The organism is Streptococcus suis, assembly GCF_002960425.1.
Lineage (GTDB): Bacteria > Bacillota > Bacilli > Lactobacillales > Streptococcaceae > Streptococcus > Streptococcus suis_S.
This window is the reverse complement of the sequence record NZ_POIZ01000009.1, coordinates 1-10,749: the sequence shown is the minus strand read 5'-3', so window position 1 is coordinate 10,749 and position 10,749 is coordinate 1. Positions and strand designations below refer to the sequence as shown.

At 46.4% G+C, this 10,749-nt stretch carries 7 protein-coding genes and 1 pseudogene; 7 read left to right on the top strand and 1 reads right to left on the bottom strand.

The annotated features are described in order from the left end of the window. A pseudogene (locus C1G57_RS11550) lies at positions 1–3,323 on the bottom strand (hypothetical protein); the annotation flags it as partial. Between the two features lie 229 nt (positions 3,324–3,552). On the opposite strand from C1G57_RS11550, the gene C1G57_RS11545 reads away from it, so the two are divergent. The 7 genes from C1G57_RS11545 (at position 3,553) to mmuM (ending at position 10,617) form a co-directional block, all read left to right on the top strand. Next, positions 3,553–3,870, top strand: a complete 318-nt coding sequence (locus tag C1G57_RS11545; RefSeq protein WP_330846532.1) for an LPXTG cell wall anchor domain-containing protein — start codon at positions 3,553–3,555, stop codon at positions 3,868–3,870. A 163-nt stretch (positions 3,871–4,033) separates the two neighbouring features. After that, positions 4,034–4,480, top strand: a complete 447-nt coding sequence (locus C1G57_RS00520) for a LytTR family DNA-binding domain-containing protein (protein WP_105113289.1) — start codon at positions 4,034–4,036, stop codon at positions 4,478–4,480. 4 nt (positions 4,481–4,484) lie between these two features. Continuing rightward, positions 4,485–5,144, top strand: coding sequence for a LiaF transmembrane domain-containing protein (locus C1G57_RS00515; protein ID WP_105113288.1), 660 nt, complete (start codon positions 4,485–4,487; stop codon positions 5,142–5,144). 86 nt (positions 5,145–5,230) lie between these two features. Then, on the top strand, positions 5,231–6,511 hold the full coding sequence (locus tag C1G57_RS00510; RefSeq protein ID WP_105113287.1) for an MFS transporter: 1,281 nt from the start codon (positions 5,231–5,233) through the stop codon (positions 6,509–6,511). A gap of 178 nt (positions 6,512–6,689) precedes the next feature. Further along, a complete protein-coding gene (gene gltX / locus C1G57_RS00500; RefSeq protein ID WP_105113286.1) occupies positions 6,690–8,144 on the top strand; it encodes a glutamate--tRNA ligase in 1,455 nt (484 codons plus the stop codon). Positions 8,145–8,281: 137 nt separating this feature from the next. Beyond that, a complete protein-coding gene (locus C1G57_RS00495) occupies positions 8,282–9,658 on the top strand; it encodes an amino acid permease (protein WP_105113285.1) in 1,377 nt (458 codons plus the stop codon). Positions 9,659–9,669: 11 nt separating this feature from the next. After that, on the top strand, positions 9,670–10,617 hold the full coding sequence (mmuM, locus tag C1G57_RS00490; protein WP_105113284.1) for a homocysteine S-methyltransferase: 948 nt from the start codon (positions 9,670–9,672) through the stop codon (positions 10,615–10,617). Positions 10,618–10,749: the final 132 nt, after the last annotated feature.

Sequence of the window (10,749 nt, the reverse complement as noted above, 5' to 3'; positions counted from 1 at the left end):
TCCGAATCGATTAGTGAGTCAGTCTCTATCTCAGTATCCGAATCGATTAGTGAGTCAGTCTCTATCTCAGTATCCGAATCGATTAGTGAGTCAGTCTCTATCTCAGTATCCGACTCGGTTAGTGAGTCAGTTTCTATCTCCGTTTCCGAATCGTTAAGTGCCTCCGTTTCAACGTCCGTTTCTGAATCGTTAAGTACATCCGTTTCGACTTCCGTTTCAGAATCGTTAAGTGAGTCCGTTTCAACGTCAGTATCCGAATCGGTTAGTGTGTCAGTTTCGACATCTGTCTCAGAATCATTAAGTGAGTCCGTTTCAACGTCGATTTCCGAATCAGTCTCTACCTCAGTTTCCGAGTCGTTAAGTGCGTCCGTATCGGCTTCCGCTTCCGAGTCGTTAAGTGCGTCCGTATCGGCTTCCGCTTCCGAGTCGTTAAGTGCGTCCGTATCGGCTTCCGTCTCCGAATCGGTCAGTGCGTCCGTTTCAACATCCGTTTCCGAATCGGTCAGTGCGTCCGTTTCAACATCCGTTTCCGAGTCAGTCAGTGCGTCGGTTTCTACCTCATGCTCAGAATCGTTAAGTGCATCGGTTTCGACTTCCGTTTCTGAATCGTTAAGTGAGTCCGTCTCTACCTCAGTATCCGACTCGGTTAGCGCTTCGGTTTCTGCCTCCGCTTCTGAATCGATTAGTGCGTCCATTTCGGCTTCCGTCTCCGAGTCGTTAAGTGAGTCCGTCTCTACCTCAGTATCCGACTCGGTTAGCGCATCCGTTTCAGCATCCACTTCCGAATCGGTCAGTGAGTCCGTTTCAACGTCGATTTCCGAGTCAGTCAGTGAGTCCGCCTCTACCTCAGTATCCGACTCGGTTAGCGCTTCGGTTTCTGCCTCCACTTCTGAATCGATTAGTGCGTCCATTTCAACGTCGATTTCCGAGTCAGTCAGTGCGTCAGTTTCAACATCAGTCTCCGACTCGGTTAGCGCGTCGGTTTCTACCTCATTCTCAGAATCGTTAAGTGGGTCAGTCTCTACCTCCGTTTCTGAATCGTTAAGTGCGTCGGTTTCTACCTCCACATCTGAATCGTTAAGTGCGTCCGTTTCAACGTCGATTTCCGAGTCAGTCAGTGCGTCAGTTTCAACATCAGTTTTCGAATCGTTAAGCGCGTCAATTTCGACTTCCGTATCCGAATCGTTAAGTGCGTCGGTTTCTACCTCCACATCTGAATCGTTAAGTGCGTCCGTTTCAACGTCGATTTCCGAGTCAGTCAGTGCGTCCGTTTCGACTTCCGTATCCGAATCGGTCAGCGCCTCCGTTTCGACTTCCGTATCCGAATCGGTTAGCGCCTCCGTTTCGACCTCATTCTCAGAATCGTTAAGTGCTTCCGTATCGGCTTCCGCTTCTGAGTCAGTCAGTGCTTCCGTTTCGACGTCAGTTTCCGAGTCAGTCAGTGAGTCCGCCTCTACCTCAGTATCCGAATCGTTAAGTGGGTCCGTTTCAACGTCCGCTTCCGAGTCAGTTAGTACGTCCGTTTCGACCTCTGTCTCCGAATCGTTAAGCACGTCCGTTTCAACGTCTGCTTCCGAGTCAGTCAGTGCGTCCGTATCGGTTTCATCTTCGGAATCGTTAAGTGGATCCGTTTCAACGTCAGTTTTCGAATCAGTTAGCGCCTCCGTTTCGACCTCCGCTTCCGAATCGTTAAGTGAGTCCGTTTCAACGTCGATTTCCGAGTCAGTCAGTGAGTCCGCCTCTACCTCAGTATCCGAATCGTTAAGTGGGTCAGTTTCAACGTTTGCTTCCGAGTCAGTTAGTACGTCCGTTTCGACCTCTGTCTCCGAATCGTTAAGTGGGTCCGTTTCAACGTCTGCTTCCGAGTCAGTCAGTGCGTCCGTATCGGTTTCATCTTCGGAATCGGTAAGTGGATCCGTTTCAACGTCGATTTCCGAATCGTTAAGTGCATCCGATTCAACCTCCGTTTCCGAATCGGTCAGCGCGTCCGTTTCAACGTCGATTTCCGAGTCAGTCAGTGTGTCCGTATCGGTTTCAACTTCGGAATCGTTAAGTGGGTCCGTTTCAACGTCCGCTTCCGAGTCAGTTAGTACGTCCGTTTCGACCTCTGTCTCCGAATCGTTAAGCACGTCCGTTTCAACGTCTGCTTCCGAGTCAGTCAGTGCGTCCGCCTCTACCTCAGTATCTGAATCGTTAAGTGCGTCCGTATCGGTTTCATCTTCAGAATCGTTAAGTGCCTCCGTTTCAACGTCCGTTTCTGAATCGTTAAGTACATCCGTTTCGACTTCCGTCTCCGAATCGGTTAGCGCCTCCGTTTCGACCTCATTCTCAGAATCGTTAAGTGCATCCGTATCGGCTTCCGTCTCCGAATCGGTTAGTGTGTCAGTTTCTGCCTCCGCTTCAGAATCGGTCAGTGCTTCCGTTTCAACGTCGATTTCCGAATCGTTAAGTGCGTCCGTATCGGCTTCCGTCTCCGAATCGTTAAGTGCGTCCGATTCAACCTCCGTTTCCGAATCGGTTAGTGAGTCAGTCTCTATCTCCGCTTCAGAATCGGTCAGTGCTTCCGTTTCAACGTCCGTTTCCGAATCGATTAGTGAGTCAGTCTCTATCTCCGCTTCAGAATCGGTCAGTGCTTCCGTTTCAACGTCCGTTTCCGAATCGGTTAGTGAATCCATTTCAACGTCAGTTTCAGAATCGTTAAGTGAGTCCATTTCGACGTCGATTTCCGAGTCAGTCAGTGCTTCCGTTTCAACGTCCGTTTCTGAATCGTTAAGCGCGTCCATTTCGACTTCCGTTTCCGAATCGTTAAGTGGGTCAGTTTCAACGTCGATTTCCGAGTCAGTCAGTGAGTCCGCCTCTACCTCAGTATCCGAATCGTTAAGTGGGTCCGTTTCAACGTCCGCTTCCGAGTCAGTCAGTGAGTCCGTTTCTACCTCATTCTCAGAATCGTTAAGCACGTCCGTTTCAACGTCGATTTCCGAATCGTTAAGTGAGTCCGTCTCTACCTCAGTCTCCGAATCGGTTAGTGAATCCATTTCAACGTCAGCTTCTGAATCGTTAAGTGAGTCCGTTTCGACCTCAGTTTCTGAATCGGTTAGTGCATCCGTATCGGCTTCCGCTTCCGAATCAGTCAGTGAGTCCGTTTCAACGTCCGTTTCTGAGTCGGTTAGCGCTTCGGTTTCAACGTCTGCTTCCGAATCGTTAAGTGAGTCCGTTTTAACGTCTGCTTCCGAGTCGGTTAGTGCGTCGGTTTCGACCTCATTCTCAGAATCGTTAAGTGAGTCCGTTTCAACGTCCGCTTCCGAGTCAGTCAGCGAGTCCATAAGACGTTTAAGTGAGGTTCGGAGCTCAGAATATACTCCGTCTGAGGAAGAATCCTTATCAACTTCAATTTCGCACCAACTATCTATCAGTTCATCAATTTCAGGGTCTCTTTCCGAATCGGTCAGTGAATCTGTCTTGACGTCCCTCTCTGAGTTGATTAGTGTGTCTATTGTTGCTTCCTCCTCTGAATCAGTCAGCCAAACTCAGTCTGACATCCTTTCGGAGTCCATGTTTGTATCTGATTTATTATCTACCAGTCATAAAAGCTCTGTTTCGGAACGGTACAGTGAATCCGTTTTAGAAAGTATGAACGAATCTACTGGTGAAAATCTTTCGGAAAATGAAGGATTCCCACAATCAGAGTTGGTAAGTGAATTCATTCCAGAACCAGTATCTCCTCAGCCACCAAGGACTGTGCAAAAACAACAGTTACCAAATACAGGTGAGGAATCATCGATTTGGACCAGCCTGTTAGGAACAGTTCTTCTGTTTGGAGGCTTGTTTAAACAACGCAAGAAAAGAAATGGGGATGAGCCAGAAGAGTAGCTCTGCCATTTTCGACATAAAACATGAAGTCCCTTGTCAACGCAAGGGGCTTTTGCTTGTTCGATGTTACCACTTACTAGCATTTTTTAACCACTTACTGAAATGCCCTTGCAAAATTCGAGTAAGTTGATATAATAAAACCAGAAAAAGCAAAGGAGGTCTTATGAAAGTTCGGATTGAATTAGATGACAGCTTAGAACAAGTCGAAGTGATTATCAGAAGCAATCAGTTAGGACCAGAGTTGGAACAAATCCAGCAAGCACTGAGTCGCCTGAGTCGTCCTAGCCTGGTTTTTTACAAGGGCACTAGTGAGTATTTCTTGAAACTAGAAGACCTACTCTTTTTTGAAACCGATGGGACTAAGCTGATGGAGCATACTAGAGATGACGCCTATGAAGTCAAGATGAAACTCTATGAACTGGAAGATTGTCTCCCTGCTCATTTTTGCCGGGTTTCCAAGTCAACCATTGCCAATAGCAAGGCCATCTACTCGCTGGACAAGTCCTTTTCAGGGACTAGCCGGATTTCCTTTTATAAGACCCACAAGGAGGTCCATGTGTCGCGGCATTATTACCATTTATTAAAAGAGAAGTTACAGGAAATGAGGTAGGAAGATGAAAAAATATGGTTTAGGAATCGCGCTGCTGGTTTTGGCAGGCTTGGTTCTGTTTAGGGATTCACTAGGTTTGCATTTATCCATGCCCTTTTGGACCACTGTCTGGTTTGTTTTAACTTTTGTGACTGGATTTCACCGCTTGGTGAAGCTAGATTGGCTTGCCAGTATCTTTTGTTTTGGTCTAGCTTTTATAGCAGTGAACTCAGTTTATGATTGGGTGAAGTTTGGGACTTGGAATATGGTTCTATCGCTTGTTCTGCTGTGCCTTGGCTTGAAACTGATTTTTAAACCCAAGAAGCGCAGACCAACTCATGGAGTTGGTACAGGAGTGATTGGCGATAAGGGACGGGAAATAGCTTTTGGCTCCTCTACTCGCTACATTCATGAGGAAAATTTTACCTACGATAGTGTGGAAGTGGCCTTTGGCTCCAGTATGGTTTATTTTGATCAGGCGGTTATTCTGGGAGATAAGGCTGAGTTTCATATAGATGCAGCTTTCTCATCAGTTAATCTTTATCTGCCGGCAAATTGGCAGGCGGTCGTGGAGCTAGACAGTTCCATGTCTGCTGTCAATAACTATGCAACTGGTATAGGAGAAAAGATGCTGCATATCACAGGAGATATGGCCTTCTCTACTTTGAATATCTATTACACCTAGAGTGAACAGAGAGCAGTCTATTCAGGCTCTTCTGCAAGACAAAAATTCAGAATATTCTGGAAATTATTCAAAAGAAAGGGATTATCATGAAAAAGATTTTGAAAAATGCTACCTATCTATGGGTACTGACTGCGGATATGTTGTCCAATTTTGGCGATGTGGTCTATTACCTAGCCCTGATGAACTATGTTTTGCTGGTACCCAACAGCCGTCTGGCACTGGCGATTGTGACCTTCTCGGAAATCTTTCCTAGCTTTATGGGGCTCTTTACAGGCTATCTGGCAGACAAGACGGTCAATAAAATCGGTACCATTAAGCTGACCCTTCTCTTCCGTGTCCTTCTCTACCTCATCCTCGGCTTCTGCATGGGCTTTGAGCCAGCCCTCTGGATTGTCGTGGTGGCTGCAACTTTCAATGTCTTTGCAGACTTCGCTGGCTTCTATGAAAACGGCCTCTATACACCTCTGGGATTACGCGTAGCGCCCAAAGAAGAGCGGGAGCAGTACTCGGCCTTTCGCCAGACCGTGACCAGCCTCCTCAACATCGCCTTTCAGGCCCTCTCTGCCCTCTTGGTCGGCCTCCTCTCCTACCAAAACCTGGCCTTTCTCAACGCCGGCACCTTTTTAGCCGCCCTTCTCATCATGCAGCTGCTGACGCCAGCCTTTCGCAAACTCCTGACGGAGCAACCTTTGAAAATAGCAGAGCAGCCGAGCCAGCCCGAGCAGGCAACCAAGGGTCCGGGCATTCTAGCTTCTTTCAAGCAAGCCATCGTGGAGCTGCGCAAGATCCCCGAGTTTCGCCTGGTCCTGATTACCAGCCCCATAATCAACGCCTGTGGAGCGATTCTCTATCCTATTCTGGTCCTGCTGATTAGCGAAGACTCAAGCCTTGTTTTTCTCAATGTTGAGACCACCCTTGCCCTGACCATTCTGATTTTCTTTGTCGGCAACATCTTGGGTTCGACCTTGGTATTTACCCTTTTCAAAAAGACCAGCATGGTGACGCTTGAAGTGGCTGCCACTTTCTCTCTACTGGGAGTGTTTGTCGGAATGTTGTTTCATCAACTGCCAATTATTTTCTTCTTCCTTACTACAATGGGAATTAGTTCTGGAGCTAGCGGTCCCAAGTTTAATGCCAAGTTTGTCAATTCCATGCCAGAGGAGCAGTTGGCGACCATTGGTGGAGCGGTATCGACCTATTTTATGCTAGGTCAAGCTTTTACTCGACTACTGGTATCAGGTCTGGTCTTGGTATTGACTGTCAATCAGATTAGCGGACTTTTCCTAGCGGCAACAGGCTTCTTGGTCCTCTATGTCCTCTACTGGCTGGCTAGTAATCAAAAAACACCTCAAAATCAGTCTATCTAGGCTGATTTTTTCTATCTTCTTATGCTTATCTATGCTATAATGTTCTTGATTGCTACTCTTCGAAAATCAAATTCAGACGTCGTTGACTTGACTTGATGAACTTCAGTTCTATCTTCGTCTGCATCGCCTAGTCTGATTTCGATTTTCATGGAGTATGAAAATTTTACAGGAGAGAAACATGACTAAACCAATTCGTGTGCGTTACGCACCAAGTCCAACGGGACTGTTGCATATCGGAAATGCCCGTACAGCATTGTTCAACTATCTTTTTGCCCGTCATCACGGCGGTACTTTCCTTATTCGTATCGAAGACACCGACCGCAAGCGCCATGTGGAAGACGGCGAGCGTTCTCAGCTTGAAAACCTGCGTTGGTTGGGGATTGATTGGGATGAGAGTCCAGAAACTCATGAGCAATACCGTCAATCAGAGCGTTTGGATATTTACCAAAAGTATGTTGATCAACTTTTGGCAGAAGGTAAGGCCTACAAATCTTACGTGACAGAAGAAGAGCTGGCGGCGGAGCGTGAGCGTCAGGAAGCTGCAGGCGAAACACCTCGCTACATCAACGAATACCTGGGCATGTCTGAAGATGAAAAAGCAGCCTACATGGCAGAGCGTGAGGCGGCTGGCATTGTCCCAACTGTTCGCTTGGCTGTCAACGAAACAGGTATCTACAAGTGGAATGACATGGTTAAGGGCGAAATCGAGTTCGAAGGTGGCAACATCGGTGGCGACTGGGTTATCCAGAAACGTGACGGCTATCCAACCTACAACTTTGCCGTGGTGATTGACGATCATCTCATGGAAATCTCGCACGTTATCCGTGGGGACGACCACATTGCCAATACACCGAAGCAACTCATGGTCTATGAAGCACTTGGTTGGGAAGCGCCAGAATTTGGTCACATGACCTTGATTATCAACTCTGAGACTGGTAAAAAACTGTCCAAACGTGATACCAACACCCTTCAGTTTATCGAAGATTACCGTCGTAAAGGGTACATGCCTGAAGCTGTTTTCAACTTTATCGGTCTCTTGGGTTGGAACCCTGGTGGTGAAGAGGAAATCTTCTCCCGTGAGCAATTTATCCAACTCTTCGATGAAAATCGTCTCAGCAAGTCACCTGCAGCCTTTGACCAGAAGAAAATGGACTGGATGAGCAATGAGTACATCAAGAATGCTGATTTGGAAACTGTTTTCAATCTTGCTAAGCCATTCTTGGAAGAAGCGGGTCGCTTGACAGACAAGGCAGAAAAATTGGTGGAACTTTACAAGCCACAAATGTCATCTGCGGATGAAATTGTTGGTTTGACAGACCTTTTCTTCTCTGATTTCCCAGAATTGTCAGACGAGGAAAAAGAAGTCATGGCTGGCGAAACCGTTCCAACTGTTCTCAATGCCCTCAAGGAAAAATTGGAGGCCATGACGGACGAAGAGTTCCAACCAGATAACATCTTCCCGCAAATCAAGGCAGTCCAAAAAGAAACAGGCATCAAGGGCAAAAACCTCTTCATGCCAATCCGTATCGCCGTTTCAGGCGAAATGCACGGACCAGAGTTGCCAAATACTATTTACCTGCTCGGCCGTGAAAAATCTATCCAGCATATTGATAATATGTTGAAATCTTTGTAAGATAAGTAATCCCCACTGTCCTGTGACGGCGGGGATTTGTCATAGTTTGAAACTATAGCGCTTGCATTGAAAACGGTATAACGATTTTCTGAAAAACTGTGTTATCATAAATAAATCATTACTATTTAGGAGAGTTTATGGAAAATCATAATTTTGAAAATCAAGGCACCTTTAACCGTGAAATGAACAGCCGTCATTTGCAGATGTTGTCCATCGGTGGGGTAATTGGTACAGGTTTGTTCCTGAGTTCAGGCTATACTATTGCACAGGCTGGACCATTTGGAGCTATTGCAGCTTATCTTTTTGGAGCTGTTATGGTTTATTTGGTTATGTTTTCGCTGGGGGAGCTTTCCGTAGCCATGCCAGTAACAGGCTCCTTCCATACCTATGCTACTAAGTTTATCAGTCCTGGTACTGGTTTTATGGTGGCCTGGATGTATTGGCTTTGCTGGGTAGTTGCTCTGGCATCACAGTTCGTAGGAGCAGCTCAACTCATGCAACGTTGGTTTCCTAGTGTGCCAATTTGGATTTTTGCAACGATTTTTGCGGTCATTGTCTTTGGGTTGAACACTTTGTCTGTTGGCTGGTTCGCTCGAGCAGAGGACGCACTTTCCTCTGTCAAAGTCTATGCTATTGCAGCCTTTATCGTACTCGGGACTCTTGCTATTTTTGGCGTCTTGCCGTTTGAGGGGACCAATGCTGCGCCGCTCTTCGGTAATATTACAGCCCAAGGATTACTACCGAACGGTCTCGTTGGTTTTATTTCAGTCATGCTATCTGTTAACTATGCCTTCTCAGGAGTGGAAATGATTGGAATTGCCGCAGGGGAGACAGATAATCCTAAGAAAGCCGTGCCACAAGCTATCAAATCGACCATCGGTCTCTTGGTTATCTTCTTTGTTTTGACCATCGTGGTCTTAGCAGCTTTGCTTCCCATGTCAGAGGCAGGTGTGACAGAAGCACCATTCGTACTTGTTCTAGACAAAATTGGTTTTCCTTACGCAGCGGACATTATGAACTTCATCATTTTGACAGCTATCTTATCAGCCTCAACTTCGGGACTTTACGCTTCAAGTCGTATGCTTTGGTCCTTGGCCAACGAAGGCATGATTAGCAAGGAATTGGTTAAAATCAACAAGCACGGCGTTCCAATGCGTGGGATGATTTTGTCCATGGTTGGTGTTGTGATTGCCTTGGTTGCGTCAATTTATGCAGAAGAGACTATTTTCTTGGCCTTGGTTTCTATCGCTGGCTTTGCGGTTGTCATTGCTTGGTTGGCAATTCCGCTAGCACAAATCGGCTTCCGACGTGAGTTTTTGAAGAATCATAGTGTAGACGAATTGGAATACAAGACACCATTTTCACCGACTTTGCCATGGATTACAGTTGTTTTGCTGGTTATTTCCATCATCGGAATCGGCTGGGATCCTTCTCAGCGTGCAGGTCTTTACTTTGGTGTACCCTTTATGATTGGTTGCTATATTTATCACTATATTCGTTTTAAAAAGTGGTAGGAGGTTTTTGGATGGGGCGTTTTAAGGAACTATTAGAAAATCAAGAGTTTGTTATTTTACATGGTGCTCTTGGGACGGAATTGGAATTTCGAGGTCATGATGTATCAGGTAAGCTCTGGTCTGCCAAGTATCTGTTGGAGAATCCCCAGCTAATCAAGGACATTCACAAGGATTACATTCGTGCAGGTGCGGACTTGGTCACGACATCAACCTATCAGGCGACTTTTGAAGGTTTGGCAGAAGTCGGCTTGTCACAAGCTGAGGCTGAAAAGTTGATTCGTCTGACAGTTGATTTGGCTAAGGAGGCTCGAGACGAGGTCTGGGCTGACTTGTCGGAAACTGAAAAAACAAGTCGCACTTATCCACTTATTTCAGGCGATGTTGGTCCCTATGCAGCCTATCTAGCCAATGGTTCGGAGTACACAGGTGATTATGGCAACATCAGTTTAGCGGAATTGAAGACTTTCCACCGTCGTCGGACAGAGCTCCTCTTAGAACAGGGGGCAGAGCTCTTAGCCTTGGAGACCATTCCCAATTTTCTCGAAACACAGGCCTTGGTAGAGTTGTTGGCGGAGGATTTTCCAGAGGTAGAGGCCTATATTAGTTTCACTTCACAAGACGGGCAGTCGATTTCTGATGGGACGGCTATTGAGAAAATAGCAGAGCTGGTCAACAGCAGTGAGCAGATTTTGGCGGTTGGTCTAAACTGCACAGCTCCTTCTCTCTATCCAGCCTTTCTCAGTCAGTTGAGAGAGAAAACGGATAAACCATTTGTCACCTATCCAAATTCGGGTGAGGTCTATGACGGAGCCACTCAAACTTGGAAAGAAGAAGCTGACCATAGCCACAGCCTTTTGGACAATACTCTGGCTTGGCATAAGCTAGGAGCTAAAGTGGTTGGAGGTTGTTGCCGAACCCGACCAGCTGATATTGCAAGTCTAGTTGCTGGATTGAAATAAATGAATCCCCGCTGTCCTGTGATATACTCCCCTTATAGTGGACAGTGAAAAAACAAAAATTTTCACTAGAAACTATAAAGGGAGTTTTATTATGTCCAAAAGAAGTCCAAAGTCTGTCTCTGAGAAACTAGA

Coding starts and splice junctions, on each gene's coding strand:
- C1G57_RS11545 (WP_330846532.1), top strand. CDS start 3,553: ATGTTTGTATCTGATTTATTATCTACCAGTCATAAAAGCTCTGTTTCG.
- mmuM (WP_105113284.1), top strand. CDS start 9,670: ATGGGGCGTTTTAAGGAACTATTAGAAAATCAAGAGTTTGTTATTTTA.
- C1G57_RS00510 (WP_105113287.1), top strand. CDS start 5,231: ATGAAAAAGATTTTGAAAAATGCTACCTATCTATGGGTACTGACTGCG.
- C1G57_RS00495 (WP_105113285.1), top strand. CDS start 8,282: ATGGAAAATCATAATTTTGAAAATCAAGGCACCTTTAACCGTGAAATG.
- gltX (WP_105113286.1), top strand. CDS start 6,690: ATGACTAAACCAATTCGTGTGCGTTACGCACCAAGTCCAACGGGACTG.
- C1G57_RS00520 (WP_105113289.1), top strand. CDS start 4,034: ATGAAAGTTCGGATTGAATTAGATGACAGCTTAGAACAAGTCGAAGTG.
- C1G57_RS00515 (WP_105113288.1), top strand. CDS start 4,485: ATGAAAAAATATGGTTTAGGAATCGCGCTGCTGGTTTTGGCAGGCTTG.